This window comes from Rhodanobacter sp. MP7CTX1, assembly GCF_014205795.1.
In the GTDB taxonomy this organism is placed as follows: Bacteria; Pseudomonadota; Gammaproteobacteria; order Xanthomonadales; family Rhodanobacteraceae; genus Rhodanobacter.
The window spans coordinates 115021-139416 of record NZ_JACHCN010000007.1; the positions used below are offsets into that span (position 1 = coordinate 115021).

General features: G+C 60.9%; 17 protein-coding genes and 1 tRNA gene. 8 read left to right on the forward strand and 10 right to left on the reverse strand.

Features of this window, described 5'->3' with window-relative positions; translation table 11 throughout:
* Positions 1-160 precede the first annotated feature (160 nt).
* The 6 genes from HDE77_RS20670 to HDE77_RS10970 form a co-directional block, all read right to left on the reverse strand.
* Positions 161-2224 carry a pyridoxamine 5'-phosphate oxidase family protein gene (locus HDE77_RS20670; protein WP_184417357.1) on the reverse strand — a complete coding sequence of 688 codons (2064 nt, stop codon included), beginning with the start codon at positions 2222-2224 and terminating at the stop codon, positions 161-163.
* 122 nt (positions 2225-2346) lie between these two features.
* On the reverse strand, positions 2347-4056 hold the full coding sequence (locus HDE77_RS10950; RefSeq protein WP_184417358.1) for a thiamine pyrophosphate-dependent enzyme: 1710 nt from the start codon (positions 4054-4056) through the stop codon (positions 2347-2349).
* Between the two features lie 42 nt (positions 4057-4098).
* The gene (locus HDE77_RS10955) at positions 4099-5520 is read right to left on the reverse strand and encodes a TolC family protein (protein WP_255482660.1); all 1422 of its coding nucleotides are present in this window, start codon (positions 5518-5520) and stop codon (positions 4099-4101) included.
* On the reverse strand, positions 5501-7435 hold the full coding sequence (locus tag HDE77_RS10960) for an FUSC family protein (RefSeq protein ID WP_184417360.1): 1935 nt from the start codon (positions 7433-7435) through the stop codon (positions 5501-5503). Before HDE77_RS10960 ends, HDE77_RS10955 begins: the two co-directional genes overlap by 20 nt.
* Positions 7432-8445: an HlyD family efflux transporter periplasmic adaptor subunit gene (locus HDE77_RS10965; protein ID WP_184417361.1), complete on the reverse strand. Its 1014-nt coding sequence runs from the start codon at positions 8443-8445 to the stop codon at positions 7432-7434. Before HDE77_RS10965 ends, HDE77_RS10960 begins: the two co-directional genes overlap by 4 nt.
* A 14-nt stretch (positions 8446-8459) precedes the next feature.
* A complete protein-coding gene (locus tag HDE77_RS10970; RefSeq protein WP_184417362.1) occupies positions 8460-8768 on the reverse strand; it encodes a YtcA family lipoprotein in 309 nt (102 codons plus the stop codon).
* A 367-nt stretch (positions 8769-9135) separates the two neighbouring features.
* Between HDE77_RS10970 and HDE77_RS10975 the strand changes: the two genes are divergently transcribed.
* The 5 genes from HDE77_RS10975 to fdhE all read left to right on the forward strand — a co-directional run bounded on the left by HDE77_RS10975 (position 9136) and on the right by fdhE (position 15328).
* Positions 9136-9324: a hypothetical protein gene (locus HDE77_RS10975; protein WP_184417363.1), complete on the forward strand. Its 189-nt coding sequence runs from the start codon at positions 9136-9138 to the stop codon at positions 9322-9324.
* A gap of 400 nt (positions 9325-9724) precedes the next feature.
* Positions 9725-12796 carry a formate dehydrogenase-N subunit alpha gene (fdnG, locus tag HDE77_RS10980; RefSeq protein ID WP_184417364.1) on the forward strand — a complete coding sequence of 1024 codons (3072 nt, stop codon included), beginning with the start codon at positions 9725-9727 and terminating at the stop codon, positions 12794-12796.
* Between the two features lie 11 nt (positions 12797-12807).
* On the forward strand, positions 12808-13725 hold the full coding sequence (gene fdxH, locus HDE77_RS10985; protein ID WP_184417365.1) for a formate dehydrogenase subunit beta: 918 nt from the start codon (positions 12808-12810) through the stop codon (positions 13723-13725).
* On the forward strand, positions 13722-14381 hold the full coding sequence (locus tag HDE77_RS10990) for a formate dehydrogenase subunit gamma (RefSeq protein WP_184417366.1): 660 nt from the start codon (positions 13722-13724) through the stop codon (positions 14379-14381). The genes fdxH and HDE77_RS10990 overlap by 4 nt, the downstream gene beginning before the upstream one ends.
* Entirely contained in the window at positions 14378-15328 is a 951-nt protein-coding gene (gene fdhE / locus HDE77_RS10995) for a formate dehydrogenase accessory protein FdhE (protein ID WP_343206095.1), read from the forward strand. The genes HDE77_RS10990 and fdhE overlap by 4 nt, the downstream gene beginning before the upstream one ends.
* Positions 15329-15461: 133 nt before the next feature.
* Here fdhE and HDE77_RS11000 read toward each other — a convergent pair whose 3' ends face one another.
* Positions 15462-16484 (reverse strand): permease, encoded by a 1023-nt coding sequence (locus HDE77_RS11000; protein WP_221444232.1) that lies wholly within the window; start codon positions 16482-16484, stop codon positions 15462-15464.
* A gap of 325 nt (positions 16485-16809) precedes the next feature.
* Here HDE77_RS11000 and selA point away from each other — a divergent pair, with 325 nt between their 5' ends.
* The 3 genes from selA (at position 16810) to HDE77_RS11015 (ending at position 20280) form a co-directional block, all read left to right on the forward strand.
* Entirely contained in the window at positions 16810-18234 is a 1425-nt protein-coding gene (gene selA, locus HDE77_RS11005) for an L-seryl-tRNA(Sec) selenium transferase (protein WP_184417369.1), read from the forward strand.
* Complete coding sequence (gene selB / locus HDE77_RS11010; protein ID WP_184417370.1) at positions 18231-20165, forward strand: selenocysteine-specific translation elongation factor; 1935 nt, start codon at positions 18231-18233, stop codon at positions 20163-20165. The genes selA and selB overlap by 4 nt, the downstream gene beginning before the upstream one ends.
* A gap of 18 nt (positions 20166-20183) precedes the next feature.
* Positions 20184-20280 (forward strand) — tRNA-Sec (locus tag HDE77_RS11015).
* Positions 20281-20297: 17 nt separating this feature from the next.
* Here the strand turns inward: HDE77_RS11015 and selD are convergent.
* The 3 genes from selD to HDE77_RS11030 all read right to left on the reverse strand — a co-directional run bounded on the left by selD (position 20298) and on the right by HDE77_RS11030 (position 24395).
* The gene (gene selD, locus HDE77_RS11020) at positions 20298-21338 is read right to left on the reverse strand and encodes a selenide, water dikinase SelD (protein ID WP_184417371.1); all 1041 of its coding nucleotides are present in this window, start codon (positions 21336-21338) and stop codon (positions 20298-20300) included.
* Positions 21339-21554: 216 nt separating this feature from the next.
* Entirely contained in the window at positions 21555-23252 is a 1698-nt protein-coding gene (locus HDE77_RS11025) for a PQQ-dependent sugar dehydrogenase (protein WP_221444233.1), read from the reverse strand.
* Positions 23253-23624: 372 nt separating this feature from the next.
* Positions 23625-24395 carry an SDR family NAD(P)-dependent oxidoreductase gene (locus tag HDE77_RS11030; protein WP_184417372.1) on the reverse strand — a complete coding sequence of 257 codons (771 nt, stop codon included), beginning with the start codon at positions 24393-24395 and terminating at the stop codon, positions 23625-23627.
* Position 24396: the final 1 nt, after the last annotated feature.

The window sequence follows — 24396 nt, forward strand, 5'->3', positions numbered from 1 at the left end:
TGACCGGCCGCTTCCAGATCGCGGTGCGAACGCTCCTTCCTCGCCACTCGACATCTGCCGGTAGACCTACGTTGATGGAAACAACGTGACTCATGGCTTTGGTCTCCGTATGCGATGTCGGGTACACACAGCACAAACTCCATGTCATCCGTCACTTTCATCAGACATCAAGGACGATCTTCTCTGTCGATCCGCGCGCCGGAACGGCACAGCAAATCAGCACATTCGAGGCGTCGTGCGCTGCATCGGGCGTCAACGTATAGGTCACCTCGCCCTCAAGTAACCTGGTGCGACAGGTGCCACACGTACCACCGCGACAACTGTATTCGGGTGACAGGCCCTGAGACTCGGCCAACTCCAGCAGTGAGCCACTGTCCGGTGTCCACTGCGCGTCTTTTCCCGATTTCATAAAAACGACGGCGACATCCTTGTCGGAAGGAGGAGGATATTCGACTCGTGGCCTGCCCAGGTCCGCCGTGCGGCGCAGGCTGACGGGGCCGAACGCCTCTGCAAAGATCCGGTCGTCGGCGATACGCAGCGCGCGTAGTTGGTCGTACAAGGATTGTATGAATTCGGGTGGGCCGCAGAGATAGAAGTCGTAGTCGTCGAACGGCAGAACATGTTTCAAGACTTTGATGTCGATACGACCGGAAAAATCGTAGTCTCGGCCTGGTTGCGCGTCGCTGCCAGGATCGCTCAGCACACGGACAAGAATGGCTTTTCCGTTGGCAGCTTTGATCAGCTCGGCAAGCTCCGCGTCAAAGGGGCGTTGCTTCAGCGTGCGGGAGCCGTGAATGAAGTAGATAGGCCGAAAGTGTCGGGTCCGCATGCCTTCGTACACAATGTGTCGAAACATCGCCAACATGGGGGTAATGCCAACACCCGCTGAAATCAGGACGGCAGGGCGGTGTGCGGATGCATCAATCGTGAATTGACCATCCGGCGCACGAACTTCAAGAGTGTCTCCTTCTTTCAAATGGTCGTGGAGATACGACGACACCGTACCTTGCCGTCTGACGGATATCCGATACACCGCATCGGAGGGCGCAGACGAAAGCGTGTATGTCCTGATCGTGGGCGCGGCTTCTTCGTTTAGTCGCAATCGGATCGGCAAGTGCTGTCCCGCCCCGTGTGGCATCAAACCCAGGCCATCATCGGGTGTCAGGTGAAAACTTCGGACGGTGGAGCTCTCATCAACGATCCGTTTGACTCGGAAAGTCCGCCACTCACGACTCCTGGCTACGGCCTGAAGACGTGCTGCAGCCTCCGTCCAGGATCCTGTCAGAAGTGAGTTTGGCGAGTAATCCAGGAAAGCGAAGTGCGTCTGAATCGCCGATCTCCGGCGTATCATTTTCCGAACCCTCAACGTGAATAGGCGTTCGGCGCCCTGGAAGGCAGATATCTCATCGGAATCAAAATCGATCGCGGTGTCCCCGATAAGTTGGAGAACATCGCCTCGGCTGAAGTCGACGAACAACAGCCCCGCACGGCGAGTCTCGATGAGATTGCCCAACGTGTTGAAGTGCAGGTTGCCTGCAAAGTCCGGGATGGTGAGCAAGTCATCCTCGACTCGGATAAACCCGCTCCGTCCCCCACGATGCGACACATCCACCTGTCGTCGTGACTTCTGGTCATCCGGATCCGTATAGCTCGCGATAAAAAATGTGTCGGCGCTTGTTATGGTGGCCGTAGCTTCTTCGTCAAGACTTTCTCTGATTTCGGGCGCAACAGGTGGCGATGCGGCGCCACCCCCGGCAACCACGTCGCGAGTCTGGATATATTGCGGGCAGTTGCCGAACGAATGCTCGACCGCCACCGCGAAGCCATCGCCAAACACTCGTGTGACCTGGCCATTCATTCGATTGCGGCGCCGGGTTTGAAACTCCAGTCCGAGTAACCCTACCGGCGTACCGGGTGAAAGCAAGCCGCTTGCCGGATCGCCTTGGGCGGGCAGCGCACGAATTTCCAGCAGCCGTGGGTCGGGCGATACAGCGAAGCCGGGTGGCCCTTCCAGCATGGTCGCCCACGGCCAACCATCCTCATCGACGACGCCCATGAGCAAGGTGGGAAGTTGTGCATAGAAGTCACGGTGTTGGTCCGGCATAAAGTCGCGGATGACCTTTCGGCCGATGGCTTCCATGCGCTCGGCAATGCCCAGACGCTTCTGGATCTCCCGCTCTCCCCAGTTCCAGGGGGATGGCTTGCTTTGATGGTTCTGTGACATGGAGCTTCGTTCCAGAGGCAGAGTGTTGGCTCGCGCGGCACGCTGCCAAGCTCGCAGCGATTCGCTACATCAGGATAGACCCTGGAATGGCCTCTGGCTCCTGGCACCCCAGCTTCGAAAGCTCAGATGTTTTCGCGGATCATTTCCACGATGTCAGCTCCGCGCCCATGAAGTACGGCTCGAGTGGTATACAAAGCCATGCCGATAACGGGTTTTAGCTCCATAAACGGCGGCTTGGTCAACTCAAGCGGATTGACCCTCACGTTGAGCAGGGCAGGGCCGGGCTGGGAGAGCCACTCGTCGATGGCGGCATCCAGCTCAGATGCCTTGTTGACCGTTTTTCCCCACAGGCCAATGGCCTGGGCCACGTGCCCAAAGTCGGGATTCTTCAGGCGCGTAAACGTGTCGAGCATGCCTTCTGCCATCTGTTCTATTTCGACAAAGCCAAGTTTGCTGTTGTCATAGACCACAATCTTGACGGGTATGTCTTCTTGTATGGTCGTCAGCAGCTCACCAAGCAGCATCGACAGGCCGCCGTCTCCGCAGAGCGCGATGACTTGACGTTCGGGCGCGGCCTTTTTTATTCCAAGCGAACCCGCAAGTGCTGTCGCCATCGTGCCGTGAAGCAGGCTTCCAAAAACGCGTCGCTTTCCGTTCGTGTCGATGCAGCGGGTAGCCCAAAAAATCGGCGTACCGTCATCGCCGGTAAAAAGCGCATCGTCAGCGGCGCGCTGGCTTATGACAGAGGTGAGATACGATCCCGGAATGGTGTCGTCATGGCCCGGGGCTAGATGCTTTTTCCAGGATGCCACGTGCTCGTGATAACGGTCGACATAGGTTTTCTGGAAGGCACCGTCACTCTTCTGTTCTAAAAAAGGAAGCAATGAGCGCAGGCTGGGCTTGATATCGCCGACGGCACCCAGCGTCACATGATGACGTCGGCCAAGGTGGGTGGGGTCGAGGTCGATCTGTACGATTTTGGCGTGGTCAGGGTAGAACTGACGCCAGGCGAAGTCGGCTCCCAGCAGGAGCAGGGTGTCGCAGTCCAGCACGGCTTTGTAGCCCGCCTCGTTTCCCAGAATACCCGTCATGCCAACGTTGTACGGGTTGTCGTGTTCAAGGAAGCTCTTCCCTCGTGACGTATGGGCGACAGGTGCTTTGAGGCGTTCGGCGACAGCAACGATTTCGTTCAGCGCATCTTCGCAACCTGATCCGGCGTAGATGGTGACTTTCTTTCCGGCATTGAGGATCTTGGCGATTTCCGCGATTTCATCGTCGTTGGGACGAATGGTCGGACGCGGAAAATGAACGCGATAAGGGAAGTCTTCGTGGACTTCACCATGCGATATGTCGACGGGAACGATCAGCACGGCAACGCCGCGCTTGGCGATGGCAGCCTGGCAGGCCATGACCGTTTTCTTGCGGGCTTGGTCCGCGGTAAGAATCATGTCGCAGAAGATCGAGCAATCTTTAAACACTGATTTGAAATCGACCTCCTGGATAAACTCAAATCCCATTTCGCTCAGCAGGATGCTGCTGGCAATCAGCACAACGGGTGAGCGATTGCGGTTGGCCTCGTACAACCCATTGATGAAATGCAGGCTGCCCGGGCCACAGCTACCGGCGCACGCGGTCAACTGGCCAGTAAAGGCCGCTTCGCAGCCAGCGGCGAAAGCACCTGCTTCTTCATGCCGAACATGCACCCACTCAATCGAGCTTTTTTCGAGATGTTCGGCGATCAGATTCAGGGTGTCGCCGACGATGCCGTAGCAGCGCTTGACACCCGCTTGTTCGAGGACTTCCACGATGATTTCAGCGACTTTCTTGCTCATGGCACACTCCACTGATTAAGTGAGTACGGCGAAAGCGAAACGTTATGGCGACACAGGCTGATGACCGAGTGCGAGATCAAGCGCGGCCCTGGCAATTTGGACGTCGGCATCGGCGTCCTCCTGGTCAGCCTGTGCCTGCGCGAGAACTGCCTCGTTGTTCGTGAGATCCGTGATGCTGCTGAGACCGTGTCGATACGAGTCCAATGTCGCTTGATAGGCGATATCGGAAGCCTTCGTGTAGGTCATCGCCTGGGTGCGATTGTCGAGGCTCGTTTTGAGACGGTTGTAGGCCTGCACGACTTGCAGGGAAGAGCCGTTCCTGGCGACTGCCAGCGAATCCTCCGCGGCCGACTTTTCCGAGAGCGCGAGCGACACGTTGGTCGCTCGCGCGCCGCCGTCGGACAGGGCCCATTCGAACGAGACGAACAGCGCATTGCCGGTACGGTCGATCGACGAATAGGGGCTGCCGTCACTGCTGATTTCGCCGACGTTCTGAAACACCTGCGCAGATAGACTAATCGTGGGGCGATACGCGGCCCTCGCCGTGTCGATTTTGGCTTCCGATGCAGCCACCTTGTCCTTGGCAGCGAGAATGTCCGGTCGCGATTCGAGCGCTTCATCGATCAACGCTTTCAGCGTTTGCAGGGGTGCTTGGGGGGCGATGTCCTCCGGGGCGGCGATTTCAAAGTGGCTCTCGGGCGGCAAACCGACCGTTGCGACCAAGCCTGCAAACGCAATGTCTGCGGCGCCGGAAACTTTGGTCAATGCCAAATGCATGGCGGCGGTCTGACGCTGGGCTTCGGCCACCTGGACCGACGTGGCGCGGCCATGATGGCTTTGATCGAGGACGGCCTGCTCGGTGAGTCCGGCGGCGTCGAGTGCCTTTTCCGCGGCTCGAATGCGGCCTTGCATCGAGACAGTCTCAAAGTAGGCGTCCGAGACATCGTAGATCAGCTTTTCCTGCGCGCCCATGACCGCCGACTGCGCGGCATCGGCGTTGTGTTGCGCCTCTTCGACGGCGCCTTTGCGTCGGCCGAAATCGGCCAGCAGCCATTTCATTTCCAGGGTGGGGAAGATCTCACGCGTCGACGAAACGAAGTAACCCTTCGGCGCGACCGTCGGCGGAATGGCCAGAGGCGTTCGCTGGATGCCGCCCAGCGCCTTGATACTGACCTGAGGTGCGTATTGGCTCCTGGCCAGCCGCGTCGCCAGGTTTGCCTGGTAGGCCTGTTCTTCGGTTTCCCGTGTTTGCGGGTTGATCGACAATGCCAGCTTCAACAATTCAGGCAACGAATAGATTCGATCTTCGATGGCGGGCGCATCTACGGCGGTCAGTGCGGTGGATGTTTGCGCCCCCGCCCACGAAACGGGCGCGTCGTTCGCGATGGCGGGTGTGAGTTGCCCCCAAAGCGCAATGGCGACGCTGCACCCGCCAAACAGCGATTTATAGGAGGTGCGACGCATGATCGATCTCTTCGTTTAGGCGTAATCGTGCTCGGCCGACAAGAGGCGTTGGATCCGGCATGTCAAGGTCCGGCGAATCGGGCGCCGCTCCCTTGGAAAGCGCGAGCAAGCGTTGCGACGTGTGGATATCGGCGACAGCGGGGAAGGGAACCGGAGAGTGGAGGCGCTGGAGAATAAATGCCGAGTAGGCCAATCGTTCCATGGCGGCAGCCTGGAGTTCAGCTGAGTGGGCTGGTCGCTGGGTCGAGACCAGCTGCCGTTCAAATGCCGAACGCGACTTCAACAAGGCAGCTTGTTGGGTTTTGGTGTTGACCGCCAGCCGGAGGTCGGCGGCGGCGTGTGCCGTCGGCGCGACGAGGAGCTCACCGAGTTTTTCAAGCGAAGACGACCAAAGATTGCGCGCTTGCTGAAGTGCACTGACGGGCCAAAGGCTCGTGAAAAAGACACTGATCCAGACGTTGCCGATGACGATACCGACAACTCGATCCCTGAGTACCGTCAAGTCGCTTGCTGGTGCGTAACCCTGCAACACTCCAAGAAAAAACGCGAAGGCCATCTGCATGCCGGCGTAAGCAATATTCTCGCTACTCGTGGAGACCCAGGCGAAAAGCGCTGAGACGGCGCCGACGAGCAGACAAAGTTGACCAATATCGGTGAGCGACGGAATGACGAAGACAAGGCACAAACCGGCCAGGACGCCTCCCATCAATGCTCCCGAAATTCGCAGGGTCAGCTTATGAGCGCTCTCGCCGAAGGTGGTCAGCGAAACAAAGAAGCAGGTTGTAACGGCGGTGCGAATGCCTGGCCAAGCCAGCAGGGTGTAGGTGGCGTAGGAGGCTAGAACGGCGAGAGTCACTTTGAGCGCGTAGCGCACGTGCGCCGGATTGCGGAAAGCATCCGGCACAAAGAGTTGCCGGGGCGTGGTGGTGCCGGCATCTGGAGCGCCGGCATTGGAGTTTCCGCTGGCTTCATTGTGCAAGTCACGCAGTGCCAGACGGAGGGCCTCGCAGGCGGGTTCGGGCTCTGTTTCCATGCCGTCTTGAACTGTCGGAACGATCGCAACGTCGATGCCTCTTCGCTCGAGAAAGAGCGCTCGGCTTTGGCGAATGCTCAAGGCCAATGCATGTCTGGAGGTCGCCGCCAGCTGCGGCGTCAAGGCGCGGGCGATCTGGAGTATCTCGAGCATGAGCCCAAACAGCCGCTGGTCTTCTTGCGCGAACACCTTGAGCCTTTTTTCCCAGAGGAAGGCTTTCCCCTTTAGCTGGTTAAGCGCCACGAGCTTTTCGCGCAGCAGGGACGGATTTTGGGAGAGTGGTAGTTCGATATAGTCCGCGACGGCTTCCATCAAGGCCGCAGCTCGTTGGCGGGAAAGTGCAACTGGGCTCTCTCCGGTAAGCACATTGATCATAATGACAGTGAAGACGGGCGTTGCCACCACAAGCCAAAGCCAAAGTACGGCGTGTGTAAGCACCTCGGTGTTCGGTATGTCATCGATGAGTGTCTGCGACAGGACCAGGACGAAGCCCGAGAGAAAGGCGATAGGCCCTAGCGTGCTGGTGCGCGAAAGGTAGGAGCCTATGAACGTGCTCAGAGCCAGCAACGGAATCCGCAGCGCGGGTTCCGACGCGTCGAAGACGTAGAACAGGAGTGAAAGCGCGATCGCTAGCGTTGCGGCAACCAACCCACCAATCGAGCTGACAAGCGTCGAAGCGGTGTCTTCCTGGCTAAGCAGAAAGATCAGATACGCCACGTAAGCAGGCAGCGGAATTTGAAATACCATGGCCACTGCCACCGCGATGGCCGTTCCTGTAACGATGCGCGCGATGGAGCGAATCCGCCGCGTATCAAGCTGGAGCTCGCGACGCAGTAGCGCGGTCAGTGCTCCCGAGGTCGTGCTGTCGCTCGCAAGGGTCATTTCACCACCTTGACCGAAGCGGTGGCGCCGATGCGCAAGAAGCCCGCATCGTGACGATCCAGGCGCACCCATACGGGGAAGCGTTGCGCCACCACGACCCAATTGAGATTTCGATCGACCATGGGCAATCCAGGGCCCGACTGTCCCTCTGGCTGAACACCGGATCCAAGGCTTTCCACCACGCCTTGCAGCGGATGCTCGTCGTGACCCATCACCCAGACGGTGGCGCGATCGCCTGGCTGGAGATGCCGCAGATCCGTTTCCCGGAAATTGGCGATGGCGTACCAATGAGTGTTGTCGATCAGCGTAAAGAGCGGGTGGCCCTCCACAGCGAATGAGCCGATCGACAGATTGAAGCCAGCGATACGTCCATCGACCGGCGCCCGAATCACCGTCTCGCGAACGTCACGCGCGGCCAGGGATTGGACCGCTTGCGCGCCGAGCAGCTGCGCCTTGAGACTGTCCACGTCGCCGATGGCTTCCTTGGCTTGCGAGGCTTGTTGAACGGCGGCCGCCAACTGTGCATTGGCCGTCCGCTCGTTCGTGCGCGCTTCGTCCATTTGCTGGGCCGTCACAAAATTCTTTGCGAGCAGAGGCGCCATGCGTTCGACCGTGTTGTGCGCCAGCGCAAGTTGTTGGCGTGCGCGATCGACTTCGCGAGCCGCCGCCTGCGCGCCCGAGCCCTGCGCGGTCACTTGACGGCCGGTCAGGTCGATCTCGGCCTGTAACGCAGCGACCTGTGCATTGGCCTGACGAAGCTTCAGGTCAAACGGCTCGGGATCTATGCGTAGCAGCACGTCGCCTTTGTGGACAAACTGATCGTTCTGAATGCTGGACTCGACGACGCGTCCGCTTACCTCGGGAGTGATGCCTGCGCTGTAGGCAAAGACATAGGCATCATGAGTGCGAGGGCGCTGGTCCAGGACAATCATCGTGGTGATCAGCATGACCATCGCGCCAACGATCGCCACGACCGCGATGATTCGACCCAGAGTGTTGTTCTCGGACATGCGCGGTGTCTCCTTCATCCCAGCCATAGCAGCCAGATCGCCAGGGTCACGGCCAACCACGTACAGAGGTAGACGACCACCGGCATGGGAAGCGTCGCGTCAACGCCGGTCTTTCCGAGCACGACGCGCAGAATCACGACACCGACCAGACCTAACAATGCGCAGATCATCCAGGTCGGAAAATAAGATCCCAAAATGTTCCGTGAGGGTGACGCGCTACATGCCGTCAATACGGCAACCGAGGTCAGGATCAGCGCGACACGCAGCGAACCTCCTGCCTGCGCGAACAAAAGCCGGAACTTCGGGCATCGACGTGAATTCATGACGCGTTATTTCCTGGTGTTAGCCACATGGCGCGAGGGTCATCGACAGGTTTGGCCACCCATGATTGAGCAGGCACTTTTTCGCCAACTTGCGACTTGTCCGACGTCCAAAGTCGTTTGTTGGATTGCCCAGTGGGGCCTGACAAAGCGCACGATATCCGCAGTGTTCTGGTCTGACACACGATCGGCGATAGGATGCGTCGTGAACTGCGTGGAAGCCCGCGAGGTACTGGAACTGATGCCTCCTGTCGGCACGACATGGACGAACGACATGGGCTCGTGGTCGAGGACCACCGGGTTGCCGGCCACCGCGGGAAAGACGTAGACCGGTTTCACCGCAAGCATGAAATTTGCAGAATGTGCTTGCATGTCCACGCCAGTCACGCGCGCGCAGGAGCGGGAGGGCTTTGCCGGATGGAGTGCGTCGCCGTTGCCATGGGTAGTCACCTCTGCGCCACGCGAGCTTTCCTGGGGTTTCCTTCGACCGGGGCACGGCAATATCTACGCGCAGCATAACGAGGATGTACTGCGCTGGCTTCAGCAAAACATGGAATAAGTGACAGTAGAAATACTGATGAAACGGAGCTCCACGGCCCAATCCCGTTAGAAAAGGGTCTGCCAAGCAAGGTCGCCATCCTGTAACGGGTTCCCGCCGTTGTCATCTTGCCGATTTTTGTAGGGCCCGGGTCCGCGGAGGGCGAACGCCGCAAGTTCTTTCTTGCGAAAGGCTATTTTTGGCGTTACGGCGCCTTTGGGGGGAGTGCCTGGCCCCCAGTCCGAGGCCATGGCATGTCGGACGGGAAATGCAAAAGCGTGACCGATCCCGCGCTGAATTCATGCTACATTTCGGAGCAGGCAGCGGGGTCATTCCCGTCGTCTGCACGGAGATTTTCGAGCCACGTTCACGCCCCTTCAGCGGGCGGTATGTTTAGCCAGATTTCCCGGGAGCGCTAGCGATGGAAATGACTCGCCGCGAGTTCATCAAGTTCACAGGCGTAGGCTTGGCAGCATCGAGCCTTGGCCTGCTCGGCTTCGGGGCCTCAGGCGAGGCACAAGCCGCAGCTGTACGCCCCTTCAAGCTCACGCACGCGACTGAAACGCGCAACACCTGCACGTATTGCTCAGTCGCCTGCGGCATTCTGATTTACAGCATGGGCGACCGAGCCAAGAATGCGCGCTCGAACATCATCCACATCGAGGGTGATCCGGATCATCCGGTGAACCGCGGCACCTTGTGCCCGAAGGGTTCGGCGCTACTGGACATCGTGCACGCGCCCACTAGGCTGCGGGCGCCACGTTATCGGTCGCCGGGCGGTACCGAGTTCAAGGAAGTTTCCTGGGACTTCGCCCTGGATCGCATCGCCCGACTGATGAAGGACGATCGTGACAAGAATTTCATCGCGAAGAATAAAACCGGCGACACGGTAAATCGTTGGACCAGCGTCGGCATGTTGGCGGCCTCGGCGTCGTCCAGTGAAACGTCCTATCTCACGTGGAAGGCTGTCCGCTCGATGGGCATGGTGGTGTTCGACAACCAGGCGCGCGTCTGACACGGACCGACGGTGGCCAGTCTGGCCCCATCATTCGGTCGCGGTGCAATGACCAACACCTGGCAGGACATCAAGAACGCCAACGTCGTTATTGTCATGGGTGGCAACGCCGCCGAAGCGCACCCGTGCGGCTTCAAATGGGTAATCGAGGCGAAGATCGAAAACGGCGCCAAGCTCGTCGTGGTCGACCCGCGCTTCACCCGTACAGCCTCGGTGGCCGACTACTACGCACCGATTCGTCCGGGAACGGACATCGCGTTCCTCAGCGGCGTGATCCGCTATCTGCTGGAGAAGGACGCCATCCAGCACGAATACGTGCGTGCATATACCAACGCCAGCCTGATCGTGAAAGACGATTTCACGTTCAAAGACGGCTTGTTCAGCGGCTACAACGAGGACACCCACAGCTACGACAAATCGAGCTGGGACTACGAGCTGGGCAATGACGGTTTTGCCACGTTCGACGACACCTGGCAGAACCCACGTTGCGTCATCAACCTGCTCAAGGATCACGTTTCCCGTTACACGCCGCAGATGGTGTCGCGCATCTGCGGCACGCCGCAGGACAAGTTTCTGCATGTGTGCGAGCTCATCGCCAGCACGTCCGCGCCAGACAAGGCCATGACCAGCCTCTTCGCGCTGGGCTGGACGCAGCACTCGGTAGGCGCACAGAACATCCGCAACATGGCGATGATCCAGCTGCTGCTGGGCAACATCGGCGTGGCCGGTGGCGGCATGAATGCCTTGCGTGGGCACTCCAACATCCAGGGACTGACCGACGTCGGCCTGCTTTCCAATCAGATGCCGGGCTACATGAACCTGCCCACCGACAAGGAAACCGACTTCGACATTTACATGTCGACCAGGCAGTTCAAGCCGTTGCGTCCCGGCCAGATCAGCTACTACCAGAACACGCGCAAGCTCTTCGTGAGCCTGATGAAGGCGCTGTATGGCGATGCCGCCACGCAGGAGAACAACTGGGCCTTCGACTGGTTGCCCAAGCTCGACATACCGCTGTACGACATCATCAAGGCGTTCGAGATGATGAACAACGATCAGATGACGGGTTACATCTGCCAAGGGTTCAATCCGCTGCAGGCGTTCCCGGATCGCGGCAAGATTCGTCGGGGTTTGAGCAAGCTGAAGTTCCTGGTCACCATGGATCCGCTGGATACCGAGACCTCGCGTTTCTGGCAGGACTTTGGCCCGCAAAACCCAGCCAACTCCGCGCAGATCCAGACCGAAGTATTCCAATTGCCCACGACGTGCTTCGCCGAGGAAAACGGCTCGCTGGTCAATTCGGCGCGCTGGCTGCAATGGCATTGGAAGGCCGCGGACGCGCCCGGCATTGCGATGTCTGACATCTGGATCATGAGCGGCATCTTCCATCGCGTGCGCGAGCTCTATCGCAAGGAAGGCGGCGTCTTCCCCGATCCCATACTCAACCTCACGTGGAAGTACACCGACCCCATCAGCCCCGATCCGGAAGACCTGGCCAAGGAAATGAACGGCCGCGCGCTGGCCGATCTCACCGATGCGGCTAGCGGTGGGGTAACCAAGGCCGGTACGCTGCTGGACGGCTTTGCGCAATTGCGTGACGACGGCACCACGTCGTCCGGGTGCTGGATTTTCTCGGGCTCGTTCACCGAGAAGGGCAACCAGATGGCGCGCCGCGACGCCACCGATCCACGCGAGCAGGGCATTGCCCCGAACTGGGCGTGGGCATGGCCGGCCAACCGGCGCATCTTGTACAACCGCGCCAGCGCCGATCCGTCCGGCAAGCCGTGGAACCCGGCCAAGCCAGTCATTTCATGGAACGGCACGCGCTGGGTGGGTATCGATGTGCCCGACTACACGCCTACCTTGAATCCATCGGCGGGCGCGAGTCCCTTCATCATGAACGACGAAGGTCTGGGCCGCCTGTTCGCCCGCAAGCTGATGGTGGAAGGGCCGTTCCCGGAGCACTACGAGCCGCTGGAGTCCCCGGTGGAAAACGTGCTGCATCCCAAGGTGCCCAATAACCCGGTGGCACGCGTGTTCGCCGATGATCGCGCGGCGTTTGGCAGTCCAAAGAACTTCCCGTACGTGGCGACCACCTATCGTCTCACCGAGCACTTCCACTTCTGGACCAAGCATGCGCTGATCAACGCGATTCTCCAGCCGGAGGAGTTCGTCGAGGTTGGTGAGGTCCTGGCCAAAGAGAAAGGCATCAAGCAAGGAGGCTGGGTGAAGGTGTCCTCCAAGCGTGGCGAAGTGATATGCAAGGCCTATGTGACCAAGCGCATCACGCCACTCACGGTCGACGGCAAGCCGACCCACGTCATCGGCGTGCCCCTGCACTGGGGCTTCACCGGCCAAGCGAGGAAGGGCTACGGCGCCAACACGCTGACGCCGTCCGTTGGCGACGCCAACACCCAGACGCCCGAGTTCAAGGCGTTTCTGGTCAACATTGAAAAGACCACTGCACCGGCAACCTGAGGACAACAGTCATGTCAGATTTGCAATCGCAAGACTATGTCCGCCGCTCCGCGTCGACGATGACGCCGCCCATGGCGCGCAGCCATGAGGATCAGGTCGCCAAGCTGATCGACGTCACCCGTTGCATTGGCTGCAAGGCTTGCCAATCGGCGTGCATGGAGTGGAACGACCTGCGGCCGGAAATCGGTCACTTCGAAGGGTCCTACGAAAATCCCATGGACCTGGGTCCCAGCGTATGGACCCTGATGAAATTCGCCGAGTACGAGAACGAGCAGGGCAACCTCGAGTGGCTGATCCGCAAAGACGGCTGCATGCACTGCGAGGATCCGGGCTGCCTGAAAGCGTGTCCTGCGCCGGGCGCCATCGTGCAGTACGCGAACGGCATCGTCGACTTCATCAGCGACAAGTGCATCGGATGCGGCTACTGCGTGAAGGGTTGCCCGTTCGATATCCCGCGGATCAGCAAGAAGGATCACAAGTCATATAAATGCACGCTGTGTTCCGATCGCGTATCGGTCGGGCTGGAGCCTGCTTGCGTCAAGGCATGCCCCACCGGAGCGATCATGTTCGGCACCAAGACCGACATGAAGGACTGGGCGCAGGAGCGCATCGTCGATCTGAAATCCCGCGGCTTCGAAAAGGCCGGCCTGTACGACCCGCCGGAAGTGGGCGGCACTCACGTGATGTACGTGCTGCATCACGCGGACAAGCCCTCGCTGTACTCGGGGCTGCCCGACAAGCCGCACATCAGCGCGGTCGTCGAGGCGTGGAAGGGCTTCATCAAGCCGCTGGCCCTGTTTGGTATCGCCGCCGCCGCCCTTGCCGGTTTCTTCCACGCGATCACCATTGGCCCGAACGAGGTCACTGAAGCGGATGAGATCGAGGGCGCGCGCGTCTTGCGTGAATCGGAATCGGAGAAGTCACCATGACCCGCCCGAACACCGTGATCATCCGTTACACCATGGCGAACCGTGTCAATCACTGGATCACCGCGATCTGCTTCGTGTTGCTGGTGTTGTCAGGCCTGTCGATGTTCCATCCGATGCTGTTTTTTCTGTCCGGCTTGTTCGGTGGCGGGCAGTGGACGCGGGCGGTGCATCCGTGGATCGGTTGCGTGCTGCTGATCAGTTATCTCGGCCTGATCATTCAGTTCTGGCGCGCGAACCTCGTGAACAGGGACGACGCCGCCTGGATGAAGTCGATCAAGGAGGTGTTGGTCAACGACGAAGATCACGTGCCACCGGTAGGCCGAAACAATGCCGGCCAGAAATTCGTGTTCTGGTCGATGACCTTGCTGATTCCGGTGTTGTTCTTCACTGGCCTGGTGATATGGGAGGTGTACTTTGGCGAAGCCACCTCGATCCCGGTGCAGCGTGTCGCCGTGTTGATCCACAGCATGGCGGCGATTGCGGCGATCCTGGTCTGGATTACGCATGTATACGCGGCCATCTGGGTTCGCAACTCGGTACGTGGCATGACGCAGGGTTATGTCACTCCGGGCTGGGCCTGGCGCCATCACCGCAAATGGCTGTCGGAACTGGCTTCCGGCCAGCACGGCAAGACCACCATCAGGAAGCGTCCGTGAAGCAAGCCGAAGCACCACCCGACGCCAAATGGACCGGACCGTCACACGCCGGCGTCAAGGCGCCCGAACCCATCCTGCTGGCCGATCCGGCCAAGCGTTTCGCCGCCACCGCGCAACGCCTGGAACGCCTCGCCGAAGGGCATCCGCTGGATGCATGGCTACGCTTCATGGCCAAGCTGTCCCGGGCTCAGCACACCGTGGCAACCACGCTCGCACCTGCCGTCACGCTCAATGCGGACATCGTGGCTCAGGCTACCGAGGCGCGCTTGCCGCCGTTGGCGGCCGATGGTCATCACCGCGAAACGTCCTGGCGCGAAGGGCTCAGCTTGCTGCTCGACCGTATCGATACTGGCGAGCTGCCGCCAGCTGCGTTGCAGGCGATGGAGCAATTGCGGCGCTGCGATGCCATCGCACTGGAGCAACTGGCTGACGATTTCCTGCGTGGCGAGGTGGCATCCGTCGATGCGGGCGCGGCCGTCTATGTGGCCGCTGCCCTGCAGGTCTATTTCACCGGCTCGGCGGCGCAGCTCAAGGCCGAGGACTTGCGGCTGCTCGAAGAACGATCGCTATGCCCATGCTGCGGCTCGCCTTCGGTATCCGGCGTGATCACGGCCACCGGACTGACACCCGGCAGCCGTTACCTCTATTGCTCGCTGTGTTCCACCGCATGGAACCACGTGCGCGCCGTGTGCATCACTTGCGGTGGCACGCGTCGGCTATCCCTGCAAGGTATCGAAGGTGACCCTGGCGTGGTCAAGGCCGAGACCTGCGGTGACTGCCACACGTACGCCAAGCAGCTCTATCAGATGCTCGACATGCAGGTCGATCCGTATGCAGACGATTTCGCCTCGCTGGGGCTGGACATACTGGTAGCCGAAGCGGGCTTCGCTCGGCACGCGCCGAATCCGTTGCTGCTGGTTGGCGATGGCGAAACCGTGGTCGAGTAGATGCGAGAGGCATCGGGTGTAGGAGCACACCCTGTGCGCGATCAATGCTTGCGATAAAGCAAATCGCGCACAGGGCGCGCTCCTACAAGAGAAATTCGCGCACAGCCGGCAGGCGGGTCAGGGTGCAAGCGGATCAGTGCAATCCCAGCAACGACGCAAGCGCTCCCGCGAGAACTCCGAAGCCAACCACCGCCGCGGCAATTGCCACCAGCAAACGAGCAGGAAACGAACGCCAAAGCATCGCCAGCGACGGCAGGCTCACCGGGGGCAAGGTCATCAGCAAGGCAGCAGCAGGGCCGCCACCCAACCCCAAGGCGAGCATGGCCTGCACGATCGGTACTTCGCCCGCCGTCGGAATCACGAACAGCATTCCCGCCAGCGACAAGGCCACGATCCAGAACCACGGGTCACCCATCGCTGGTCCGATGTGGGGGAACATCCATGCACGCACCGCACCCAGCAGCAAGACGATCACCACGTATTCGGGAATCAGACGCACCGTCATCCGCACGAAGATCTGTGCCCAGCGCTTACCCACCTCAGCCAGTGAGCGCGGCTCGGGCTCGGTCGGTAGCAACTCCGTCGGCACCCGTGGGCTTGATGTCGTCATGCGGTTGGCCAGATAGCCCAGTCCGAACACCATCGGCACACTCAACAGCACGCGTAGCAGTGTCCAGTTCCAGCCCAGCACGAAGCCGGTGAATATCAAGGTCGCAGGATTCAACATCGTATTGCCCAGCCAGAACGCGACCGAAGCCCCTGGTGAGGCTTGGTGTTTGCGCAAGCCCACGACGACGGGTGCCGCGCAGCAGGTGCACATCATGCCCGGCAGGGCAAACAGGCCGCCGGCCATCACGCTGCCGAAGCCGCGACCGCCCAGTACGCGCTGCACCCAGTTCACCGGAAGCAGGGCCTGGACGCCCGAACCGAGCAACAAGCCCAGCACCATCGCCTTCCAGATGGCGTTGCCGTAAGCCAACGCATAGCCAAGCGCGGCACTCCAGGACGGCGCCGGCGCGCTTGCCTGGTCACCCATCAGGATCGAATGGCCAATGGAGTGCGACGAAGCAGCCACGAAAGCCCGTCCGTAGTACGGATACCACTTCACATAGAACAAGCCGGCGACGGCCAGCAACACGAAAATGAACCAGCGCATGTGGCGCGAGCTTTGCGAAGCGGCGGGCATAGATACCCCTGCGGACAGTTCGGGACATTAAGGCCCTACAGGGCACGATGTTGCCGCCGAATGCCGTAGGCCTGCTGCGCTGCGGAGGGGCAAGACTGTCGAATGGCTGCAAGTGCAGCTGCGTCGCGAAGCATGCTACGGCGTTCGGCCAAAGTCACTAGGGTTGGCGACAGGGTGCTTCCGTTCGCCTTGACCCCAATCGGTCCGCACCGCAGCATAAGGACAACTCCGAGCCTTCGCCGCCGCGCTCTCGAATCCAAGCCCGAGTGTTCGGCGACGTCACTGGATAAGCGCCATGGCCGAACCCGAGGCAATGTCTCTGCGTCAGCTCCCTGCGGTTGCCACCGTGCTGGCGACGGCTGAGGCAACCTTGCTGCTTGAGCGCCACGGGCGCGTCGCCACCACCGATGCCATCCGACAGGCTATCGACGAAGCGCGTGAAGTACTGCGCGCAGCTCCCGCGACGGCGCCGAGCGCTACCGAATTAGCCCAGCTGGCCAGGGAACGGTTGGAGGCACGCACGCCCGGTCTTCGTCCGGTGTTCAATCTCACTGGCACCGTGCTGCACACCAATCTCGGTCGTGCTGTGCTGGCGGAAGCGGCGATCGATGCCGCGGTGGAAGCGATGCGCCACCCGGTAGCGCTGGAATACGACCTGGACGACGGCGCGCGCGGAGAACGCGACGATCACTTGCGTTCTCTGCTGCGCGAATTGACAGGCGCGGAAGATGCCACCGTGGTCAACAACAACGCCGCCGCCGTGCTGCTTTGCCTCAACACGTTCGCGCTCGGGCGCGAGGTGGTGGTGTCGCGCGGCGAGTTGATCGAGATCGGCGGTGCCTTCCGCATGCCCGACATCATGGCGCGGGCCGGCGCACGCATGGTCGAAGTGGGCACCACCAACCGCACCCATCCAGCCGACTACCGCAACGCTCTCAACGAATACAGCGGCCTCGTGCTCAAGGTGCATACCTCGAACTACCGTATCCAGGGCTTTACCGCGGAAGTCGGCGCGCGTGAGCTGGCTGCGATCGCCGATGCCGCCGGTGTGCCGCTGTTGAACGATCTGGGCTCCGGCAGCCTCGTCGATCTGTCCCGCTACGGGCTCGCCAAAGAACCCACCGTGCGGCAAGCGGTGGGCGAGGGCGCACGGCTGGTCACCTTTTCCGGCGACAAGCTTCTTGGCGGTCCGCAGGCGGGCTTCATCGTCGGGGATAGCACGCTCATTGAACAGATCAATCGCAATCCGCTAAAGCGCGCGCTGCGCGTGGACAAGCTTCGCCTGGCTGCGATCGAGGCCACGCTGAAGCTGTATCGCGATCCCGACCGTCTCGCTGAACGACTGCCCACGTTGCGCTTCCTGGCCCGGGGCAAGGCAGACATCGAGGCTCAGGCGCGCCGATTGCAGCCCGCGGTGGCCGAGCGGATCGGCGACGCCTTCGTGGTCGAGGTCGGCGACTGCCTCAGTCAGGTCGGCTCCGGCGCACTGCCACTGGATACCCTCGGCAGCGCCGCACTGATCATTCGCCCGCGCGGTAGCCAGAGCGGCTTGGAGCGGCTGGCTGCGGCGCTGCGTGCGTTGGCGCGTCCCATCATTGGCCGCATTGCCGATGGTGCTCTGCGCCTGGATTTGCGCTGCCTGGCCGAAGCCGACGAAACGCTGTTCCTGGCGGCTCTGGCCCAGCTCGACGCCACCGGCCTGGCCGCGCGCACCCCATGATCGTTGGCACCGCCGGCCATATCGACCACGGCAAGACTTCGCTGGTCAGGGCTTTGACCGGCGTCGACTGCGACCGCCTGAAAGAAGAAAAAGTCCGCGGTATTACCATCGATCTGGGCTTCGCCTTCCTGCCATGGGACGACAACCTCACCCTCGGCTTCATTGACGTGCCCGGTCATGAGCGTTTCGTGCACACCATGGTGGCCGGTGCCAGCGGCATCGACATCGCCTTGTTGGTGGTGGCGGCCGACGATGGCGTGATGCCGCAGACGCTGGAGCATTTGGCGATCCTGGATTTGCTGGGCATCGGGCGAGGCTTGATCGCGCTCACCAAGGCTGACCTGGTAACGCCCGAACGGCTGGCCGAAGTGAGCACGCAGATCCGCGCAGTCACCGCGGGCACCGTGCTCGAAGACGCCGCTATCCTGCCGGTTTCCGCAACCACCGGTCTGGGCATCGACGCGTTGCGCGATAGGCTCGCCGCCGAGGCACGCACGCTGGGCGATCGCGCCGCCGACGGTCGCTTCCGCCTTGCTGTCGATCGTGTATTCATCCTGCCCGGCATCGGTGTAGTGGTGACCGGCACCTTGCTGTCCGGCGTGGTGCGCGTGAAGGACCAGGTCCTGCTCAGCCCTTCGGGGCTGAGCGCGCGAGTGCGCTCCCTGCATGCGCAGAACCAAGAGGTAGAAAGTGGAAGGGCGGGTGACCGCTGCGCACTCAACCTCGCCGGCGAGGGCATTGCCAAGGATGCGATCCATCGCGGTGACATGGTCGTCGATCCATTCCTGCACGCGCCAACCGACCGTATAGACGCACGCTTGCATCTCTTGCTCGGCGAACCCAAACCCATCGGCCAATGGTTCTCGGCTCGACTGCACCATGGCGCCGTCGAGGTCGGCGCCCGTGTCATATTGCTCGAAGGCGAGCAATTGCTGCCCGGCTGCACAGCCGACGTTCAACTGGTGCTGAGCCGGCCGATCGCCGCCGCTGCACTTGATCGCTTCGTGCTGCGCGACGTCTCTGCTCAGCGCACGATCGGCGGCGGCCAGTTTTTCGATCTGCGCGCGCCTTCGCGCCAGCGCCGCACCGTCGAGCGCGAGGCGGTACGCGCGGCGCTAGCCCTCGCCGATTCACAGGATGCCTTCGCCGCGTTGCTCGAGATACCTCCATTCGCTTGGGATCTCTCGGCCCTCGCGCGGGATCGGGCACTGTCCGCCGAGAAGCTCGCTGGCATCATCAGCGCGCTCTCGCCGGTGGTCTTTCACGTTGGCGAGGAACGCATCGCGGTCAGCCAGAAGCATTGGCAATCCTTGGTTACCAGTCTGATCGAGTGTCTTGAGAGCTTCCACGCGACGTATCCAGATTTGCAAGGCATGGGCCGGGAGAAACTGCGGTTGGCATTGCAACCCAGGCTGTCTGCTGCCGCCTTCGCGCTGGCACTTCACCATGCGGACTTTGCTGGCCGTGTGGTGCGCGATGGGGCCTTTGTGCGGTTGGCCAGCCACTCACTGCAGTTGAGCCCGGAACGCGAGGCGTTATGGCAAACGATCGCACCGCTGCTGGGCGGCGATGCCCGTTTTCGCCCGCCGCGAGTGCGCGACATCGCCGGGGTGCTTGCACGTTCGGAGCAGAACATCAGGCAGTTGATGATATTCGCGGCGCGACTGGGCCTGGTCGACGAAGTGGCGCACGATCATTTCTTTCTGCGCACGACGATGCACGAGATGGTGCTGATCGTCGCCGACATCGCCGCACAGGCGGCGGACGGCCGGTTTACCGCCGCACAGTTTCGCGATCGAATCGACAGCGGTCGAAAAGTAGCGATCCAGATACTAGAATTCTTCGACCGGCAAGGCGTCACGCTCAATCGCGGCACCTTGCGCCGGATTCAGGCACGTTACCTCGACTTGTTCGAATCCACTCCGCGCTGAATGGAAGAGAATCGTTTTGGAAGAGAATCGTCTCCGGTGGGGCGTCCGGACTTCAAATCCGGGTGAGGCAGATAAGACTGTCTCGGGTGGGTTCGACTCCCATTCTCTTCCGCCACGTCACTGGCGGCTTTGTCAGATGACCTCGATGCCTGGAGCGCCCGCCGTTACCGCGCCGATGACGCTCGCGCGGGGATAGCCTGCGGCTTCGATCATCGCCCGAATCGCCTCGGCCCGTTCCGCTTTGCATGCGACCAGCAAGCCGCCAGACGTCTGTGGATCGGTCAACAAGTCGCGGCGCCATGGAGGGAGGTCAGCGGGCAGGGCAATGCCATCGCTGTAGCTGTTCCAGTTTCGCTTGGACGCGCCCGTGACGTAACCAGCTTGGGCCAAAGCCTCAGCCTGGGAAAAAAAGGGAACGCGTACCTGTTCAATCCTGAGTCGCAGACCACTGCCGCGAGCCAACTCCAGGCCGTGCCCCAACAGGCCAAAACCGGTGACATCCGTAATCGCATGCACGTCCTCATCCTTGGCCAGCTCGTGGCCGATGCGGTTGAGCTGCGTTGTCGAGGCCAGCATCTCCGCATACGCATTCGCCGGTAGGGCCTGCTTCTTGAATGCCGCCGAATAGATGCCTACACCGATGCCCTTGGTCAGGATCAGCGCGTCACCTGCTTGCGCCGTGGAGTTGCGGCGTACATCGGCGGGCGCGCAAAGCCCGATCACTGCGAGACCATAGATCGGCTCGGCCGAATCAATCGAATGGCCGCCGGCAACGGGAATCCCCGCCTGCGCACAGACCGCTTCGCCCCCGGCAAGGATCGCGCGCACCGTCTCCACGTCCAGTTTGTCCAGCGGCATCCCCAGGATCGCCAGGGCCATGATCGGCTTGCCGCCCATGGCGTACACGTCTGACAGCGCATTGGCCGCGGCAATGCAGCCGAAATCATAAGGATCGTCGACCACCGGCATGAAGAAGTCAGTCGTAGCGATCAGGCAGGTGCGCTCATCCACCTGCCACACGGCCGCATCGTCGCTGGACTCTGTACCAACCAATAGCTGCGCGAATGGCATCGCTGCCGGCTTGTTGGCGAGCAATTGCTGCAGCACGGAGGGCGCGAGCTTGCAGCCACAACCTCCACCGTGGGCGAGGTCGGTCAAACGAACGGAGGTCATATCAGATCCTGCGAAAGTCCCGATAGAGCAGCGGCCAGTTCCGCGCAGCATAGCGGCAAGACCGCGGGATTGAGTAAAAGGGGACGGGTGGTTGACGAGACTTTACTTGCTCCGTTCCGGCCTCGTTCCCGCTCAATCACTAAGCCACTTGATGTCGCTTGCACCATCCACGTGCCACACCCATCACCGTGCATGGATGGCTACATCCGCCCGTGCTCACGGTTTCTGGTAGCTCACGCGCCAGATGCTGTTTGAGCCGTCGTCACTCACGAGCAGCGAACCATCGCTGGCCGCGGTGATACCGACGGGGCGCCCCCACACCTGACCGCTGGGCAGCACGAAACCGGTGAGGAAGTCCTGATACTCGCCGGTAGCGCGGTTGCTGTCGTGACGTGGGACGCGTATCACTTCGTAGCCTACGCGCGCTGAACGGTTCCATGAGCCGTGCTCTGACGCGAAGATGTCGCCGTGATATTCCGCTGGGAATTGCTCGCCCGTATAGAACATGAGCTGCAGCGACGCATTGTGGGGATTAAGCAGCACGTCGGGCACGATCGCCTTGCTCGCCAATTCCGGATGCTTGTCGGCGTGGCGTGGATCCTGGTGAGCGCCCATGTACCACCAGGGCCAGCCATAGAAGCCGCCTTCTTGCACATGCGTGATGTAGTCGGGCACGAGGTTGTCGCCGAGTCCGTCGCGCTCGTTCACCGAGCACCAGAGCTCGCCGGTTTTCGGATCGATGGCTAAGCCAACAGCGTTGCGTATCCCATAGGCGTACACCTGCATGTCGGAGCCATCCGGGCGAAACACCAGAATATCGGCACGATTTTTCTCTCCCGGTGTCGTATCGGGATCGTCGACGTTGGAAGCGGAGCCCACCGACACGTACATGCGCTTGCCATCGGGAGAGAAGCTTACGTCGCGCGTGGAGTGTCCATCGTTGCTATGTGGCAGGTCGGCGACGTGCTCTGGTTTCGCTTCCGCCTGCAGATCGCCATTCTTGTAGGGAATGCGCACAACCTGGTCGGTATTGCCGATATAGATCCACTGCGGGTACGGCCCTGCTGGATAGAAAGCGATGCCGAACGGCTTGTTGAGGCCGCTGGCGAAGACGTGGGTTTCCTTGGGACGGCCATCGGCTGTCATGCCACGGAACATGGTGATGCGTCCTGCACGCGTTTCCGCCACGAAGACATCGCCATTGGGTGCGGTACGCAGCAATCGCGGGTTCTCTAGACCGTTGGCAAACAGTTCCACCTTGAAGCCGGGCGGTGCCTTGGGCCATGCATCGGGGGGACGCGCCACGAGTTGCGGAGCATTGCCGGCGGACGCCGTGGCGTAAGGCGCGGGTAGATCGGCCACAACGATTTTGCGGCTGGTGCCGGGCGATTCGTAGCGGAAATCGGTGAACGGTGCCTTGGGCTTCGGCCAATTCCCGGGTGTCATGGACGCGGTTGCCGCTGGAGCAGCTGGGGTGCTGGACGCGGCACCTAGCGATTGTACGAAGCTCACCAGATTCCAGCGTTGTTGCTCGGGCAGGGTGTTCCAGGCGGGCATGCCGTCGTTGATGTCGCCCTTGCTGATAAACCAGAAGAGGGCACCAGGGGAGGCGTGCTTGACCTTGGCGCCCGTCAGGGCCGGCACATTGCCAGTACCCTGTGCGGATGCGCCGTGGCACGCCGCGCAATGCGTGGCATAAAGCGCCCTGCCTGCATTGACCGCGTTTGCCTGAGTGGCGAAAGGGTTGTGAACGTCGTCGACGGACAAGGGTGCGTGATGAAAGCGTGAGGTGTCGTCCTGTGCGAGTGCATGCAAGGGAAAGCCTCCACCGGTGACTGCACCAAGCACAGCCATGCAGGTCGTGAGCTTTGCGGCAGGGAAGCGTCGGATCAATACGTACGAGAGGCGATTCATGTCGTTCTTCTCTGGACATTCATGGGTGTGGCGTACGTTACACCTTGCCCGCAGCGGAGACCTTCGGATCAGGCATTAGGCAAAGTCGGACCGCTGCCGGCGCCGCTGCAATATCAATTGTTCATATTGATAGGCTGTGAGGTATTTGGTTGGTCGACGCGAAAAAGTGAGTCGGTAAAAAGGGTGATTTGAAAAAAGTGCAAGGTTGCGGGCTTTCCGTGCGGGGGGCTGGTCGGATTGGAGAAAAGCCCGCAACATGCCAGCCCTCGCAGCAGATCGTCTCAATACCCTTGTTCGGTGACGAGGCGAAGTGGGCAGCGGGCTTCTGAAAAGCGTCAGACTCCATTATTTCAAGAATGACATCGTCAGAGTTCAAGTTGGCAGCGTTACGCCTGAAATTTCAGCGCAAATGGCCAGAAGGCGATTTTGCAACACCGTGTCATGGGCCTGTGGGTTCGGCTTCATCCGCTTGAGGTGATAGAAGTATTTCCCTGTGACTCGCGCCTCAGGATTGTCGTTTGCTGCTAGCCAAGCCTGGGTGCGGTGCGCTTCGTCGATGTCGTCAGGCGCACCAGGTCCGCCCATCTGGGTCGGCACCCAGCCTGGCTCTAAGGCATTCGAAAGAACATGCGTCCAGCGCCGTGCGACAGCGAAGGCAAGCATCACATCGTGGAGCTTGCTTTCGGCATAGGCGGAAGAGCCATTCCAGCGACGCTGCCTCCAGAGGATGTCGTCCAGCTGAGCATCGACATGATGATGCATGCCAGAGCCGAGATAGACGAGGCGTTTCGGACGCTCAATCAATGCAGTGAGTAGGTAGGCTGATAAGGTGTTGACCGCGAAGACATGCGGCAAGCCATCGGAGGTCATGCAGTATCCCTCACGGTACCCCACGGCCGCGTTGTGGATGACCGCATCGAAGCGCCCGAGTGCGTTGACTTGCGTTGCAACGTCCGTCGCGCCTGCCATGGTTTCAAGGTCACCGATGACGATGGCCTCTGCCTCAGGCAGGGAACATGCAGCATCCTCGGCGCGATTGGCATTGCGCGCGTGGATGACGACCTTGTGGCCTTCGCCTGAAAGCAGTTCGGCCGTCATCAAGCCAAGGCCGGTTGACGAACCTGAAATAAAGATGCGCGACATG

What these genes read in the sequence shown, in the direction of transcription:
- HDE77_RS20670 (WP_184417357.1), bottom strand. Translation starts at nt 2,224, where the DNA reads ATGTCACAGAACCATCAAAGCAAGCCATCCCCCTGGAACTGGGGAGAG.
- HDE77_RS10950 (WP_184417358.1), bottom strand. Translation starts at nt 4,056, where the DNA reads ATGAGCAAGAAAGTCGCTGAAATCATCGTGGAAGTCCTCGAACAAGCG.
- HDE77_RS10955 (WP_255482660.1), bottom strand. Translation starts at nt 5,520, where the DNA reads ATGCGTCGCACCTCCTATAAATCGCTGTTTGGCGGGTGCAGCGTCGCC.
- HDE77_RS10960 (WP_184417360.1), bottom strand. Translation starts at nt 7,435, where the DNA reads ATGACCCTTGCGAGCGACAGCACGACCTCGGGAGCACTGACCGCGCTA.
- HDE77_RS10965 (WP_184417361.1), bottom strand. Translation starts at nt 8,445, where the DNA reads ATGTCCGAGAACAACACTCTGGGTCGAATCATCGCGGTCGTGGCGATC.
- HDE77_RS10970 (WP_184417362.1), bottom strand. Translation starts at nt 8,768, where the DNA reads ATGAATTCACGTCGATGCCCGAAGTTCCGGCTTTTGTTCGCGCAGGCA.
- HDE77_RS10975 (WP_184417363.1), top strand. Translation starts at nt 9,136, where the DNA reads ATGTCCACGCCAGTCACGCGCGCGCAGGAGCGGGAGGGCTTTGCCGGA.
- fdxH (WP_184417365.1), top strand. Translation starts at nt 12,808, where the DNA reads ATGTCAGATTTGCAATCGCAAGACTATGTCCGCCGCTCCGCGTCGACG.
- HDE77_RS10990 (WP_184417366.1), top strand. Translation starts at nt 13,722, where the DNA reads ATGACCCGCCCGAACACCGTGATCATCCGTTACACCATGGCGAACCGT.
- HDE77_RS11000 (WP_221444232.1), bottom strand. Translation starts at nt 16,484, where the DNA reads ATGCGCTGGTTCATTTTCGTGTTGCTGGCCGTCGCCGGCTTGTTCTAT.
- selA (WP_184417369.1), top strand. Translation starts at nt 16,810, where the DNA reads ATGGCCGAACCCGAGGCAATGTCTCTGCGTCAGCTCCCTGCGGTTGCC.
- selB (WP_184417370.1), top strand. Translation starts at nt 18,231, where the DNA reads ATGATCGTTGGCACCGCCGGCCATATCGACCACGGCAAGACTTCGCTG.
- selD (WP_184417371.1), bottom strand. Translation starts at nt 21,338, where the DNA reads ATGACCTCCGTTCGTTTGACCGACCTCGCCCACGGTGGAGGTTGTGGC.
- HDE77_RS11025 (WP_221444233.1), bottom strand. Translation starts at nt 23,252, where the DNA reads ATGAATCGCCTCTCGTACGTATTGATCCGACGCTTCCCTGCCGCAAAG.
- HDE77_RS11030 (WP_184417372.1), bottom strand. Translation starts at nt 24,395, where the DNA reads ATGTCGCGCATCTTTATTTCAGGTTCGTCAACCGGCCTTGGCTTGATG.